This window comes from Paenibacillus methanolicus (genome assembly GCF_008124765.1).
Lineage (GTDB): Bacteria > Bacillota > Bacilli > Paenibacillales > Paenibacillaceae > Paenibacillus_Z > Paenibacillus_Z methanolicus.
The window spans coordinates 302786-317415 of record NZ_VNHS01000004.1 but is presented as its reverse complement, the minus strand read 5'-3'; the positions used below and the strand labels follow the sequence as shown (position 1 = coordinate 317415).

Below are 14630 nucleotides of genomic sequence, written 5' to 3'. Positions count from 1 at the left end.
TCAGCCTGCACAGGGGATAACAGTCGGTCTAAATCGTCCACAAGCTCCAGTCCGAACGCCGCTTGCCCAAGGCGTCGATCCATCGCAGCGTAATATCGAAGGTTTGCTCGCGCGCCGCCTTCGAGGAGAAGGTATGGTCGGCTTGTAAAATGACTTCCTTGTCGCAGCTGCCTTCCTTGCGCAGCCAGAACATCTTCTGATAGAGGAAGCAGTAGTCGACCGGAATGACGGTGTCCGCCGTGCCGTGCACGATCAACACGTCGCCCGTGTAGCCCCGAAGCTCCGTCAGCGGTTGGTATTCGGCGAGCGAATCGGTGAACCGCTTGGTCAGCTCGTAGTGCATATGGTCGCTCTTGCCCGTCAGCTCGATCTCTTCGATCGCCTTCGTGCCGATAATGTTGCGAATATCCATATAAGGGTGCGCGACGGGCGCCCACATGACGAGCGACTTCACCCGCGCGTCGCGCGCGGCCGTTAGGACGGCCACCGCTCCGCCCAAGCTGTGCCCCAGCAGGATGATGCGGTCGAGATCGACCAGATCGAGGCCCGATACGTAATCCAGCACCGTGCGGGTCTGCTCGATCAGCGCGTCCAAGCCGCCGCTGCCGTAGTCGCCCGTGCTCTCGCCGCAGCCGCCGTAGTCGAAACGCAGGACGAGATAGCCTTGCGCCGTCAATCGCTCGGCCGCTTCGACGAACAGCCGATCCGTGCCGATCCGGTTGCCGATGAAGCCGTGGCAGATGACGACGATCGGGTATTTGCGCGTGCCGCGCGTTTCTCTATGAAGATCGGGATATTGCAGAACGCCGGAGAGCTGCACATCGCCGCTTTGAATCGTAATGGAATGGTTCATCGTCGCGCACCACCTTATATCCAATAATTCATACCAACTTACTTGGTATTAAGGATATCACGACCGCGCCGTTGCCGTCAATCGTCAATTGCGTCCTGCCCGCGCAGCCACTTCAACGCTTCGCGCGCGCTGAGCGGCGATAATAGCGTCTCCTCCACCAATCGCGTCACGCTCGCGGCATCGGTCTTCGAGTATTCCCGGAGCGCCCAGCCGATCGCCTTGCGAATGAAGAAATCTTCATGGCCGGCATACCGGCGAACGAGCGCGAACAGCAGCTCCCGGTCCGTCCGCTCCTTGTAATGCAGCTGAAACAGCAGCGCGCTCCGGTTCAGCCACATATCGTCCGACGCCGTCCACTTGGAGATATACTCGTCCACCAGATCGGGATATCGCGCGAACAACGAACCGGCCAGCTTGCCGGCGAGAATATCGACCGTATCCCACCACGATTTCGTCGTAATGAGCCTTTCGAGCAGGGGCATGCGCTCCGGCTGCGCGTGCTTGAGCCGTTTCTCCAGCAGCAGCATTGCCGTGTATTGGAATTCCCGCTGCGGCAACGACCACAGCTCCTCCGCCACCTGAAGCAGTTCCGCTTCCCCGGCCGGCAGTCCATGCTCGGCGAGGAACGCCCGCGTCAGCGCCACGCGCTCCGGATTCTTCAGGCCGAGGAACGGGAATTGATCGCGCATATAAGCCGCCATCGGCGCGGCGACCGCCGGGTCTGCATGGCTGCTCAGCCGTTCGGCGAGCAGCGAAGTATAGGGCAGCATTCGATCCCCTCCTATCGTTGATACGAGCAGTGTAGCGGAAACGAGGGCGCGGAATCAAGCATCGCATCCGCGGGGCAAAGGGCTTCGCCCTTCGAAAACCTTCCTTCTCCCTCCCCCCTTCCCCCTCTGCCGAGGGGAACCAGAAGGTTAGCACCCCCTGGACTCTGCTAATTAGCGTGACTCGTTGCGCGGCCGTCTTCGATGTGTCCTTTCGAGGGGGAGCCCGCTAGTCCCTCGGACTGGCTATTGTTCGAGCTTCGTTCGTTACGTTTTGCCTTGGGGTGGTATTCTGAAGAGGCGTGCGCTTGATGCAGCTCCGTGCTGACCTTCGCTTTCGTCCGCTCCGGCGGACACGCTTTACGTATCCATTGAGCAAAAAAAGCGCCGCCTCGAGAGGCGACGCTTCTATCGATATTGTTGCAATTACGCGTAATGGCAAGCCGCAAAGTGGTTCGGCTTCACTTCGCGCAGCTCCGGCACCTCGGAGGCGCAGCGCTCGGTCGCGGCCGGGCAGCGCGTCCGGAACGGGCAGCCGCTCGGCGGGTTGACCGGGCTCGGAATATCGCCCTTGAGCACGATGCGCTCCTTCTTCGCTTCCACGTCCGGATCCGGAACCGGAATCGACGAGAGCAGCGCCTGCGTGTACGGATGGCGCGCGTCGGCGTACAGCTCTTCCGCGTCCGCGAGCTCGACCATTTTGCCCAAGTACATAACCGCGACGCGGTCGGAGATATGCTTGACCATCGCCAGGTCATGCGCGATGAACATGTACGTCAGGCCTTTGTCGCGCTGCAGATCCTTGAGCAGGTTGACGACCTGCGCCTGAATCGAGACGTCGAGCGCGGAGATCGGCTCGTCGCACACGATGAAGCTCGGATCGACCGCGAGCGCGCGGGCAATCCCGATCCGCTGGCGTTGACCGCCGGAGAATTCGTGCGGGTAGCGATCCGCATGCTCGGGCTTCAGGCCGACGACGTCGAGCAGCTGCTCGATTTTGTAGCGAAGCTCCTTCCGGCTGCCCGCCAGATTATGAAGCTTGAACGGTTCGGCAATAATACTCTCGACGGACCAGCGCGGGTTCAGCGACGCGTACGGGTCCTGGAAGACCATCTGCATGTTGCGGCGCGCCGCCTTCAGCTTGGAGCCGTTCATCTTGTAGATATCTTCGCCGTTGAACAGGACGGACCCGGCCGTCGGCTCGTACAGCCGGAGAATCGTGCGTCCCGCGGTCGATTTGCCGCAGCCGGACTCGCCCACGACGCCAAGCGTTTCGCCTTGGCGAATGCTCAGCGACAGATCGTTGACCGCCTTCAGCGTACCGCCGCCGACGTTGAAATATTTTTTCAAGCCATCGATTTGGATAAGTGCATCAGACTTCGATTTGCTCATTTGCGTTGCCCTCCTTTCTATACCACGTGGTTCAGCCAGCAGCGAGAAGCGTGGGTCTCGCTATGAGACGTGATCTCCGCATCCTGCTCGGCGCAGATTTTCATGGCGTCGCCGCAGCGGTCGCAGAACGCGCAGCCGATTGGCGGGTGCATCATATTCGGCGGCGTGCCGTCGATCGGAATGAGCGGCTCGTCCTTCGGCTGGTCCAGACGCGGGAGCGAGCGGAGCAAGCCGCGCGTATACGGATGCTTCGGATTTTTGAAAATCTCTTCCTTCGTGCCTTCTTCGACGACTTTGCCCGCATACATAACGATGACGCGGTCGCACATGTCGGCAACGATGCCAAGGTCGTGCGTAATCATGATGATGGACGTGCCCAGGCGCTTCTGAAGATCCTTCATGAGCTCCAGGATTTGCGCCTGGATCGTCACGTCGAGCGCGGTCGTCGGTTCGTCGGCGATCAGCAGCGTCGGATCGCAGGCCAGGGAGACCGCGATCATCGCGCGCTGACGCATGCCGCCGGAGAATTCGTGCGGGTACTGCGCATAACGCTGCTCCGGGTTAGGCAGACCGACCAGACGCAGCATTTCGATCGCGCGATCCTTCGCTTGCTGTCTACTCATCTTTTGGTGCTTGATCAGCACCTCGGTAATTTGGTTGCCGATCGTGATCGTCGGGTTGAGCGAGGTCATCGGATCCTGGAAGATCATGCCGATCTCTTTGCCTCGGATCGCTTCCATCTCCCTCTCCGACATCTTCAATATATCTTGTCCGTTAAAGACGATCGAGCCGGTCTTGATCTTGCCCGGCGGCGTCGGAATCAGACGCATGATCGTTTGGGCCGAGACGCTCTTGCCGGAGCCGGACTCGCCGACGATGGCAAGCGCTTCGCCGCGCTTCAAATCGAACGTGACGTTGCGGACCGCCTGAACGACGCCACCGCGGGTGTTGAACTGCACCTCGAGGTCTTTCACGGATAATACCGTATCTTGTTTACTCATGTCCGTCACCTCCGTTACACCTTCATTTTCGGATCGAATGCGTCGCGCAGCCCGTCGCCGAAAATGTTAAACGCAAGCATCGTAATCGTGAGCAAGCCTGCCGGGAAGAGCAGCTGCCACGGGAAGTACTTCCACGTCTTCATGGCATCGTTGATCATAACGCCCCACGAAGCGGCCGGCGATTGCACGCCGAGACCGAGGAAGCTGAGGAATGCTTCGGCGAAGATCGCCGACGGTACCGACAGCGTCAGCGTGACGATGATCGGTCCCAGGGAGTTCGGAATCAGGTGGCGGAGCACGATATGAAATCCGCCGGCGCCCATCGAACGAGCCGCGAGCACGTATTCCTGATTTTTAAGCTGCATAATTTGTCCACGGACGATCCACGACATGTTGATCCATCCGGTAATTGTCATCGCCAAAATAATCGTCCACATATTCGAGCCCAATACGACGCTGACCAAGATAACGACCAGCAGGTAAGGGATCGCATAGAGAACTTCGGAGAAGCGGTTCAGGATTTCGTCCACCTTGCCGCCGAAATAGCCCATCATGCCGCCCATTAATACGCCAATCAGCAAGTCCGCCAAAGCGGCAACGAGACCGACTGTCAGGGAAATTTGCGCGCCTTTCCATGTGCGGGACCAAATATCACGTCCTAGACTATCAGTGCCGAACCAGTAATCACCGGAAGGCGCAAGATTCTGGGCGTCCAAGTTATTGGAATAAAAGTTGTGCTCACTCATGCTCGGTCCGAAAATCGCGAAGAAAACAATGACGAGCAGAATGCCTAATGAAACCATAGCCCAGCTGTTCGTATAGAGGCGGTACAGAATCTCTTGACCAGCAGAGCGACTCTTGGAACCGGACTCCACGACGTCTTTGGGCGTTTTCTCGAGTTTGGCGAATTTGCCGGGATCGATGTTTCCTTTGTTCGTTTCCACGTTTGTCGTTTGCATGGCCTCAGCCTCCTTTTTTGGAAATTTTAATGCGCGGATCGATTAGTGCGTAAGCGATATCCGTAATGAAACGGGAGAACATCAAAATAGCGGCGTAGAATAGCGTAATGCCCATAATTAACGTGTAATCGCGGTTCGAAACGCTGTCTGTGAAAAATTTCCCAAGCCCGGCGATTCCAAAAATGGATTCGACGACGACGGAGCCCGTAATGATATTGGCCGTCATGGGACCTACATAGGATACGACCGGAAGCAAACCGTTGCGCAGCGCATGGCGGATCAGGATCGTCAGCGAGCCGAGACCTTTCGCCTTTGCCGTGCGGATATAGTCCGCGGAAAGCACTTCAATCATCGTCGAACGGGTCAAGCGCGCGATAAAGGCGATCGGCAGCACCGACAGCGCCAGCGTCGGCAGGACGTAATCCATCGGACCGTGCAAGCCGGCTACGTGGAACCAACGGAGCTTGTTCGCAAAGTAATACTGCGCTAGCGTCGCCAATACGAAGTTCGGCACGGCGATGCCGATCGTGGCAAACAGCATGATGAGACGGTCGATCAGCTTGCGGTTGTACAATGCGGCAATCAGACCGACGGCGATGCCCACGACAACCGATACGACGATCGCGACAAGACCGAGCTGCATGGAATATTTGAACGAACGCGAAATAATGTCGACGACGCTCTGGTACTGCTGTCGCATGGACATCCCTAAGTCTAGCTGAAGCAGGTTCTTCAAGTAAATGAGGTATTGATGCCAAAGCGGCTTATCAAACCCGTAGTATCTGATCAAGTTCTCGCGCACGGCCGCGGGAACGTTCTTCTCCTGCATGAACGGATCGCCCGGGATCGCCTTCATGAGGAAAAATGTCGCCGTAGCCAGGACGAACAGCGAAAGCACGATGTTAACCGACTTTCTTAGCACATAACGGAACATGATCCACCACCTCCCATTCAGATTATGAAACGTAGAAATACGTAGGCAATGTCATACGACGTCACCTACGTATTTCCACTAGCTTGTTCAAAGAAGGATCGGTTCCTTCTAGTTATTTCTTATTTCTCGATGTAAGCTCTCGTGTAGTCGATATCGCCTTTGTAGTCAATCGTTACGTTCTTCACGTAAGGCTTAACCAGCGTGTTGACGGACGAGTAGAAGATTGGCATGATCGCCATGTTGTCGCCGATCAGGATTTGCTCGGCTTTCGCCATTGCGTCTACGCGAGCTTGTTGGTCGCTAGTCGCATAAGCATCTTTGACGAGCTTGTCGTACTCGGCGTTGCTGAAGCCCGTGTCGTTGTTGCCGCCGCCCGTGATCCACATGTCGATGTACGTCATCGGATCGTTGTAGTCGGCGCCCCAACCTGCGCGCGCCACGTCGTATGCAAGGGACGTACGGTTTTGCAGGAAGACTTTCCATTCCACCGTTTGCGTTTTGACCGTGATGCCCAGGTTTTTATTCCACATGTCGGCGATTGCTTCCGCTACAGGCTTGTGAAGTCCGCCTTCATTGTAAGAAAGCTCGAACTCCGGCATAGCCGTCATGCCTTCTTCGGCAAGACCTTCGGCGAGAAGTTTCTTTGCTTCAGCCGGATCTTCTTTGAAGTATTCCGTCGTCACTTCGTCGCGGAAGTCGCCGTTGACGCCGTGGATGCCTGGCGGCACGAAGCCGTAAGCCGGAATTTCGTTGCCTTTGGTTACTTTCTCTACGATCGCTTTGCGGTCGATCGCCATTGCAAGCGCCTTACGAACTTTAACGTTATTGAAAGGCTTCTTCGTGTTGTTGAAGTTGTAGTAGTACGTGCTCGCCTGCGGCTGGGAAACCAGCTCAGGGTTCTTGTCTTGAATCAGCATAGCCAGTTGTTCAACCGGGATGGAGCCAGTCGGCTTACCGGACCAGTCGAGTTCTTCCGTATCGTACATATTCGACTCCGTGTTAGCGTCGGAGATCATAACGAAGTGTACTTTCGACAGCTTAATGTCGGCCTTGCCGTAGTAGTTCTCGAACGGCACCAGATCGATGGAGTCGCTGTGCGACCACGATTCGAGCTTGAAAGGACCATTGGACACATAAGTTGCCGCTTCTGCCGCCCATGCCGGGTTAGCCGATACGACGGCTTTGTTCACCGGGTAGTACGTGTAGAAGGAAAGCAGGCTTTTGAAGTATGGCGTAGGGTTTTTCAGTTCGACTTCAAGCGTCGAATCGTCGATCGCTTTGACGCCGACTTGATCGACCGTCGCGCCTTTGCCCGTGTTGTATTCTTCAGCGTTCTTGATGTAGTACAGTTGGTAAGCGTATGGAGCCGGAGGATTCAGGTTCGGATCCAGCGTACGTTTCCAGGAATACTCGAAGTCGTGCGCCGTTACCGCGTCGCCGTTGGACCATTTTGCGTCCGGACGGATTTTGAACGTGTACTTCAAGCCGTCTTCGCTTACTTGGATGTCTTCGGCCATGGCATTAACCGCTTCGCCGTTCTCCATGCGAGTCAAACCTTCGAACAGGCCGGACATAACAGTCGACGATACTTGGTCCTGCATCAGAGCCGGATCAAGCGTCGGCGGCTCCGAGCTGAGGTTCATGCGGAATACTTGGTCAGCGCCCCCGCCGTTGCTTGCTTCGCCTGCGTTCTCGCCGGCCGTGTTGCCGCCAGTGTTACCGCCGCTGTTGTTGTTGCCGCAGCCGGACAGGATAGCGACTGTTGCCACGACGAGGACAAGCAGCAATGTTAGCTTTGCTTTCATCAACCTTACACCTCTCTCACGAGTTATACGGGAAATTATATCAGCCTCACATAAACGTGACAATAGAATCTTAGAAATTTTCATTTCTTTCGACCCATAATCCCTTTTAATGGAATCTAATGTCACTATCACGTCAAGTTTTTTCTGTCTTTTACGAGACAGATCTGACATTTTTCACCACTTATTTGTGCGAATTAACTGCAAACGCTTACTGATATATATTACACTTTCGTCCAATGAAGAGCAATATATTTTTTTTAGCAAATAGCTCCAAAGTAACAGAAAGTTAATAATTATCAGATTATTAATGGTATTTACTGTTAATTTTACTTCGGAATTTTGTCACAGTTTGTTATTTCACGGCGAATTTCCGCAAAGTTATGCATTGCTATGAATAATCATGTATGTTTCTTTATGCACGTCGCCCCCTTGTCTCTACACGTTGACAAGCCGTCTCCTTATATATGCCCCAACGCAGCAAGAAATAAAAAACAAAAAAACATGGCTCCCCCAAGAGAACCATGTTCCTGCCATGTCATATGCAATTGCGTCGCTACGGCAAACTCAACCGATCGCTGCTTCCACCTTGCCCCAAGCCAATTGGTCCCGCATATGGACGACCGGTCCGACGACGATCGCGACCGGACTCTTCAGCGCCTTCGCATCCGGATCGTTCGTGACGGCGTCCAGCGTGCTGACCACGACCTGCTGGGTTTGGCGTGTGCCGCTATGGATGAGCGCAATCGGCGTCTCTCCCGGCTTGCCGCTGGCTATCAGCCGTTCCACGATCAGCGGCAGCGCCGCAAGCCCCATAAGAATGACCAACGTCTCCGCCCCGGCCGCCCATGCCCAATCGACGCTCGCGCGATCCTTCTCGGCCGATTCGTGGCCGGTAATGACCGCGAACGACGCCGCCAGCGTCCGGTGGGTAACCGGTATGCCCGCGTACGCCGGAGCCGCAATGCTGGAGGATATTCCCGGCACCACTTCGAACTCGATGCCGAGTTCCGCCAAATGAAGCGCCTCTTCGCCGCCGCGGCCGAACACGAACGGATCGCCTCCCTTGAGCCGGGTTACGGTCAATCCCCGCATCGCGCGGTCGGCGATAAGCGCGTTGATCGCTTCCTGCTTCAGCGTATGGTGACCGGATGCCTTGCCTACATACAGCATCTCCGCGTCAGGCCGAGCTTCCTTCAGCAGCTCTTCGGCAATCAGACGATCGTAGATGACGACGTCGGCCTCCCGAATCGTCTCAAGCCCCCGGATCGTGATCAATTTAGGATCTCCCGGCCCCGCTCCCGTCAGATATACTTTTCCGAACATGACGCTTCCCCCCTCGCCGCCTTAGTCAGCCGATTCCTTGGATGTCTGCCGATCGAAATATTTGGTCATCGCGACAACCATGCTGCCCATTCGTTCTTCTTCCGGATAGAGCACCCGCGAGATGCCTTCCTCCGCGAACGATTCCGCCGTCACCTTGCCGACGGCTACGGCCAGCACCGGACCCTCGAAAGCCGCCTTCAGCGCCGCAAGCCGCCCCGATTCGTCCGCCTTCTGCATCAGATAACGAACCTGAGGGGTGCTCGTCGCCGCGACCGCGTCGATGCCGCCCGCGATAATTTCTTCAATAAAGGCCTCCACGCCATCGCCTTCGGGCGGAATATGGCGGTAAGGCAAGATTTCCTCGCAAGCGGCGCCCCGCTCGACGAGCCGGCCGATGATCTTCGGCGCAGGATCGCCGTACAATTGCAGCGCCACCGACGCGCCGGCCAGGTCGTGCGGCTCCATCTCCCGCAGCAGCCCCGCCGTCGTGCCGTCATCATCCTTGACCAGCGGCGCGAGCCCCAGCTTCCTTAGCGCGTTCACCGTCTTATAGCCGCGCGCGGCGATACGCGTTCTGCCGAGCATGCCGATGAAAGCTTCTCGCTTGCCCAAACTCTCCGCCGCCTGCAGCAGCGCTTCCGTCCCCACGCCCGTCGTCAGAATGATCCAATCGGGCGGCTGGTCTATCAGCCGCTCCAGCTGCCCTTCGAGACGGGTATCGTCGAGGAAGACCGTCCCTTGCGTCGGCCTAATCACGGCGCGTCCGCCAAACTTCTCGATCATCCGGCTAATCTCGTCCGCCTTGCGCGGTCCGGTGACGGCGATTGTCACCCCTTCCAGCTTGGACATCAAACTCCACTCCCCTTGTCGATCTCGGTTGCGCCCGGCCCGCCGCCGACATGCAGCGCGCGGGTAACGCCCCCAAGATGCGTCTCTTTCCTTGCGGCCAAACCAAACGCCCTTTCAGTGACCCCATTATCACACCTGAATCTAAGCCAGGCAATAAGCGCGGTTATCAATTTTTCTTATATAAATTTCGCCACGTTCCGGCTTCCGCCGCCCCTTGCGGCAATCGTTTCTTGGTTATTCCGAGTATACGCCCACCGATTATCAAATGTCAACAATCATGACATGAGTTACTCGCAGTTTCGTTGTGAATGATTCACATATTCGTCTAAAATGTATCATTTTTCACGATTTCGGAGCTTTCGCGTCACCTTCAGTGACAATCCCAACCTGCTTTTTCCACGCTTATCGCAACCAAAATTCCATTTCAACTCATCGATTCCAGACAAATTATTGTGAACTATTGCTGATGTTTACTGGTCTCAAAGCACCATTTGTGAATATTCAATAAATAACGCCACTCCACTCTCCGCATAGGCAGCAATCGTTAGAATACATCCACAAATTTTTATGTTAGAATAGTTGACACAAACCTCCGTCGCACCTATAATTCAAATATGAACACAACGATGTGATTCAGATGAATTGAATCGCGCTTCGCACAACGATGTGCTTAGCCGTCCGGCAACGACGCCGCATTGCAGCTCCCAAGGCTGCCATGCGGCTTTTTTTGATCCAACCCGGCTTGACCGTAACCCAAACAAAGAGAACAAGGGGCAGCACGACCATGCACGCGGGATAGGAGTCCCATAAGTCGAGAGGAGAGATTCGAATGGCAGATCGGAAAGGTTTTTTAAAGAGCGGGCATACCCCGTCGCTGTTCAGCGCGTTTTTGTACTTTGACACCAGCTTCATGATTTGGGTGCTGCTCGGGCCGCTAGCGGTCATCATCATGAACGATTATCCGATGGATGCCGCGCAGAAAGCCAACCTCGTGGCGCTGCCCATCCTCGGCGGCTCGATTCTTCGCCTGGTGCTCGGGTACTTCACGGACGTGATCGGACCGAAGCGCACCGGCCAGATCGGCATGATTCTGACGATGATTCCGCTCGTCTGGGGCTGGCTGTTCGTCAACTCGCTAAGCCAGCTCTATATCGTCGCCCTGCTGCTCGGCGTCGCCGGCGCGTCCTTCGCCGCCGCCCTGCCGCTCGCGAGCCGCTGGTACCCGCCGCAATATCAAGGTCTCGCGATGGGCATCGCCGGCGCCGGCAACAGCGGCACCGTCTTCACGACGCTGTTCGCCAACCGGATCGCCCAGCATTACGGCAGCTGGGAAGTCGTCTTCGGCCTTGCCCTCATCCCGATCGCCATCGTGTTCATCGTCTTCACGCTGCTCGCCAAAGACAGTCCGAACCAACCCGCGCCGCGCAAGCTTTCGGATTACGGCGCCGTGCTGAAGCAGCGCGATACGTGGATGTTCTGCATTTTGTACAGCGTCACGTTCGGCGGTTTCGTCGGCCTGTCGAACTACTTGACCATCTTCTTCAACACGCAGTACGGCCTTGATCCCGTCCGGGCGGCCGACTTCACGACGATCTGCGTCATCGCGGGCAGCTTGTTCCGTCCCGTCGGCGGCTGGCTGGCCGACAAGCTCGGCGGCATCCGGATGCTCCTGCTGCTGTACGGATTCGCGGGCATCATGCTCGCTTGCATCTCTACCCTGCCGAGCCTGGGCATCGTCACCGCGCTGCTGTTCGCCGGCATGATGGCGCTCGGCATGGGCAACGGCTCCGTCTTCCAACTCGTCCCGCAGCGGTTCCAGAACGAGATCGGCATCGTCACGGGCATCGTCGGCGCGGCAGGCGGCCTCGGCGGTTACTTCCTGCCGAAGATTCTCGGTTCGCTCAAGCAGTCCACCGGTTCCTACGGACCGGGCTTCCTGATTATCAGCGGCGTAGCGCTGGCTTGCGTCGCGCTCATCTTCATCATCCAAGGCTCGTGGAAGCGCTCGTTCCTGGACAATGGCGGCAAAGCCCGCGCCAGCTCCTCGGCCAGCATCGCATCTTAAAGGGGGGGCACGCCCTATGGAAGCTTTCGACGCGATCGAACCGTTCGAATGGCTGGATGCCGTCGATTGGTGGGGCACGACGGCCGATAGGAGCTCCGCCTCCGCGCCGCATAGCGCCTCGCTTGCAGCGACGGCGGCGCAATCGGAACTCGATTCGCCCTAATCGCCGCCTCCGCATCCGCAATATACGAAAAGAAGCGCTTGAGCAGCCCGTTGCCCCGGGACTGTCCAAGCGCTTCTTCTTATGATATCGCGGGCGGCGCCATCCTCGCGCCTTCCATCTTCAGGTGATAGGCAATCTCCACGGCATTCATCGGCACGCCGATATGGTAGCCCTGCAGCTCCCGGCAGCCGAGATCGCGCAGCAGCTCTAGCTGCGCCTCCGACTCGACGCCTTCGGCGATGACCTCCTTGCCCAGCTGCCGGGCCATCTCGACCAACATGCGGACAATGACGTAATCCTCCCGGGATTGGGCGATGCCGCGCACGAGCGAGTGGTGCAGCTTAATATAGCGGTACGGAAACCGGTTCAGCATGCCGAGCGAGGAGTAGCCGGAACCCACGTCGTCGATGCCGAGCGTTACGCCCAGCCCGATCAACGCCTGGCACACCTGCCGGGTCCGTTCCATATCGGTAATCATCGTGCTCTCCGTGATCTCCAGCCGAAGCGCCCCCGCCGGCACTTCGTAGCGCGCCAGCAGCGCCTCGATCCGATCGGCGAAACCGGCTTCCCTCAGCTGCTGCGCCGAAATATTGACCGTTACCGTCATGCCCGGTCGGGCGCATCCTCTATCCAACCAGACGCGAATTTGCTTCAGGACCTCCTCCAGCACCCAGCTCCCGATCGGGATGATCGCCCCGCTCTCCTCGGCGAGCGGAAGGAACTTGGCCGGCGCCACGCGGCCGAGCTCAGGCGAACACCAGCTGAGCAGCGCCTCCAAGCTCGCCGTCTCCCCCGTACGGGCATCCACCTGAGGCTGGTAGTGCAGCTCGAACTGCTTCAACTCCAGCGCCGCCGACAGGCCGTGGATCAGCTTCATCTGTTCCTGCGCCTTGGCGTTGAGCTCGGGCGTGCAGCGATGGTACCGATTGCGGCCGCCTTGTTTGGCCGCGTACATCGCCGTGTCCGCCTGACGAATGAGCATCTCGACCTCGCGGCCGTCCTCCGGCGCGACGACGATGCCGACGCTGGCCGATACGCTGTAGTAGCTGCCGCGCAGCTGCATCGGCTCCACGAGCATCCGCAGCAGTCCGGCCGCATAGCCGGTCGCATCGGCATCCTCCCGCGCCGGGAGTAGAATCGCGAACTCGTCGCCCCCCAGCCGATAGGCGCTCGCGCCCGCGGGAAGCGACGTCCGCAGCCTGTCCGCGATCTGCTGGAGCAGCCGGTCTCCCGCGCTGTGACCGAGCGTATCGTTAATCCACTTGAACTGGTCCAAATCGATCAGGAGCAGCGCCAGCCGGCTCATCCCCGCTAGCGCGCGCGACAGCTCTTCCTCGATCGCGGCATAGAATTTACGGCTATTGCCTAATCCGGTGAGCGTATCCTCGTAAGCCAATCTGGCCAACATGCGCTCGGCGCTCTTCCGTTCGGTCATATCGATCACGATGAAGAAGGCAAGCTGCTCTTCTTCCATCTCCATGAATTCGCCGATTAACTCGACATCCATGACGCGCCCGGCTGTATTGACGATTTCCAGCTCCATCTCAAGCGGCGTCTGGGTCTGGAACGATTGCCGGTAAGCCGCCAGGAACGCCTGGTTCACGCCGAACAGCCGCGAAAGGCACATCCCCTCGATCGGTTCGTCGTCCTTCACTCCGGCAAGTTTGCGGAACGCGCTGTTCGCTTCGACGACGCCCCCTTTCTCGTCGAGGACGACGGTGCCGTTCGGCGACAGTTCGAACACCAGCTCATATCGTTTGCCGGCGAAGGAGAGCAGATCGTATTTCATCATCGACTGCCGAATCGCGAACACCCAGACAAGCACGCCGTACGAGGAGACGAAATCGAAGATGCGTTCCCCGCCCCGTTCGAACATGGCGCCAACCAGCAGACCCGCGCCCAGCAGAAGCCCGACAAGCAAACAGCCCGCGAGAATAATCCGAATGCGTTGGCTCTCCTTCTGCATCCAGCTCTTCAGCGCCGTTCGCCTGCCGGCCCGCGCGAGCAGAACGTACGAGCCGACCAGACAATAGCAGACGAGCACCACTTCAACGGCAAGGAACGTCCCGCTGAACAACTCGACGCGCCCCGCGGCCCGCTGCTCCATCGCTACCGCCGCCGGATCGATCACGAGCGGAATAAGACCGATCACCGGGAACAGGCAGATGACGTGCATCCATAGCTTGCGAATGCCCAGCTTGCTGATCATCACGAAGAAATACAGCGCCGCGGTCATCGTCAGGAAGACGGCCGGGAACTTCATGAAGCGAAGCGCTTCGCGCGCCGTCTCGTACGGCAGCGCGGCGAACAGAAAGTCGCCCAAGAATACAATGCCCAGGAAAAAGAATAACGCGGAAGTGACCCAATGGAGACGATTGCCCGGATTGCGGGCGAAGATCTCGACCGCCATGTAGAAGATTAACAGGAAGGGAAGCAATTGATTGAGGACGGGAAGTAACAACGAGGTGGACAAAATAATCAGCTCCCGATTAAGACGATTGGCGCGAAGTGCAGGAAAC

General features: G+C 57.6%; 12 protein-coding genes. 2 read left to right on the top strand and 10 right to left on the bottom strand.

Going from position 1 to position 14630, the window contains the following annotated elements; translation table 11 throughout:
• Nucleotides 1–28 precede the first annotated feature (28 nt).
• From BCM02_RS12930 to BCM02_RS12890, 9 genes are all read right to left on the bottom strand, one after another.
• Entirely contained in the window at nucleotides 29–853 is an 825-nt protein-coding gene (locus BCM02_RS12930; protein ID WP_148929512.1) for an alpha/beta hydrolase family protein, read from the bottom strand.
• Between the two features lie 77 nt (nucleotides 854–930).
• Nucleotides 931–1623 carry a DNA alkylation repair protein gene (locus tag BCM02_RS12925; protein ID WP_148929511.1) on the bottom strand — a complete coding sequence of 231 codons (693 nt, stop codon included), beginning with the start codon at nucleotides 1621–1623 and terminating at the stop codon, nucleotides 931–933.
• Between the two features lie 423 nt (nucleotides 1624–2046).
• Nucleotides 2047–3012, bottom strand: coding sequence for an ABC transporter ATP-binding protein (locus BCM02_RS12920; RefSeq protein WP_148929510.1), 966 nt, complete (start codon nucleotides 3010–3012; stop codon nucleotides 2047–2049).
• Between the two features lie 17 nt (nucleotides 3013–3029).
• Nucleotides 3030–4013, bottom strand: a complete 984-nt coding sequence (locus BCM02_RS12915; protein ID WP_148929509.1) for an ABC transporter ATP-binding protein — start codon at nucleotides 4011–4013, stop codon at nucleotides 3030–3032.
• 14 nt (nucleotides 4014–4027) lie between these two features.
• Nucleotides 4028–4972, bottom strand: a complete 945-nt coding sequence (locus BCM02_RS12910; RefSeq protein ID WP_148929508.1) for an ABC transporter permease — start codon at nucleotides 4970–4972, stop codon at nucleotides 4028–4030.
• Nucleotides 4973–4976: 4 nt separating this feature from the next.
• Complete coding sequence (locus tag BCM02_RS12905) at nucleotides 4977–5906, bottom strand: ABC transporter permease (protein ID WP_148929507.1); 930 nt, start codon at nucleotides 5904–5906, stop codon at nucleotides 4977–4979.
• Nucleotides 5907–6025: 119 nt separating this feature from the next.
• Complete coding sequence (locus BCM02_RS12900; RefSeq protein WP_148929506.1) at nucleotides 6026–7711, bottom strand: peptide ABC transporter substrate-binding protein; 1686 nt, start codon at nucleotides 7709–7711, stop codon at nucleotides 6026–6028.
• Between the two features lie 564 nt (nucleotides 7712–8275).
• Complete coding sequence (gene cobA, locus BCM02_RS12895; RefSeq protein WP_148929505.1) at nucleotides 8276–9034, bottom strand: uroporphyrinogen-III C-methyltransferase; 759 nt, start codon at nucleotides 9032–9034, stop codon at nucleotides 8276–8278.
• Between the two features lie 21 nt (nucleotides 9035–9055).
• On the bottom strand, nucleotides 9056–9883 hold the full coding sequence (locus tag BCM02_RS12890; RefSeq protein WP_148929504.1) for a uroporphyrinogen-III synthase: 828 nt from the start codon (nucleotides 9881–9883) through the stop codon (nucleotides 9056–9058).
• Between the two features lie 829 nt (nucleotides 9884–10712).
• Here BCM02_RS12890 and BCM02_RS12885 point away from each other — a divergent pair.
• Together BCM02_RS12885 and BCM02_RS35255 are read left to right on the top strand one after the other, a co-directional pair.
• Entirely contained in the window at nucleotides 10713–11948 is a 1236-nt protein-coding gene (locus tag BCM02_RS12885; RefSeq protein ID WP_148929503.1) for a nitrate/nitrite transporter, read from the top strand.
• A 16-nt stretch (nucleotides 11949–11964) separates the two neighbouring features.
• Nucleotides 11965–12111, top strand: a complete 147-nt coding sequence (locus BCM02_RS35255; RefSeq protein WP_187434187.1) for a hypothetical protein — start codon at nucleotides 11965–11967, stop codon at nucleotides 12109–12111.
• A gap of 79 nt (nucleotides 12112–12190) precedes the next feature.
• Here the strand turns inward: BCM02_RS35255 and BCM02_RS12880 are convergent, their stop codons facing one another.
• The gene (locus BCM02_RS12880) at nucleotides 12191–14584 is read right to left on the bottom strand and encodes a putative bifunctional diguanylate cyclase/phosphodiesterase (RefSeq protein WP_148929502.1); all 2394 of its coding nucleotides are present in this window, start codon (nucleotides 14582–14584) and stop codon (nucleotides 12191–12193) included.
• Nucleotides 14585–14630 lie beyond the last annotated feature (46 nt).

Coding starts and splice junctions, on each gene's coding strand:
- BCM02_RS12930 (WP_148929512.1), bottom strand. CDS start 853: ATGAACCATTCCATTACGATTCAAAGCGGCGATGTGCAGCTCTCCGGC.
- BCM02_RS12925 (WP_148929511.1), bottom strand. CDS start 1,623: ATGCTGCCCTATACTTCGCTGCTCGCCGAACGGCTGAGCAGCCATGCA.
- BCM02_RS12920 (WP_148929510.1), bottom strand. CDS start 3,012: ATGAGCAAATCGAAGTCTGATGCACTTATCCAAATCGATGGCTTGAAA.
- BCM02_RS12915 (WP_148929509.1), bottom strand. CDS start 4,013: ATGAGTAAACAAGATACGGTATTATCCGTGAAAGACCTCGAGGTGCAG.
- BCM02_RS12910 (WP_148929508.1), bottom strand. CDS start 4,972: ATGCAAACGACAAACGTGGAAACGAACAAAGGAAACATCGATCCCGGC.
- BCM02_RS12905 (WP_148929507.1), bottom strand. CDS start 5,906: ATGTTCCGTTATGTGCTAAGAAAGTCGGTTAACATCGTGCTTTCGCTG.
- BCM02_RS12900 (WP_148929506.1), bottom strand. CDS start 7,711: ATGAAAGCAAAGCTAACATTGCTGCTTGTCCTCGTCGTGGCAACAGTC.
- cobA (WP_148929505.1), bottom strand. CDS start 9,034: ATGTTCGGAAAAGTATATCTGACGGGAGCGGGGCCGGGAGATCCTAAA.
- BCM02_RS12890 (WP_148929504.1), bottom strand. CDS start 9,883: ATGTCCAAGCTGGAAGGGGTGACAATCGCCGTCACCGGACCGCGCAAG.
- BCM02_RS12885 (WP_148929503.1), top strand. CDS start 10,713: ATGGCAGATCGGAAAGGTTTTTTAAAGAGCGGGCATACCCCGTCGCTG.
- BCM02_RS35255 (WP_187434187.1), top strand. CDS start 11,965: ATGGAAGCTTTCGACGCGATCGAACCGTTCGAATGGCTGGATGCCGTC.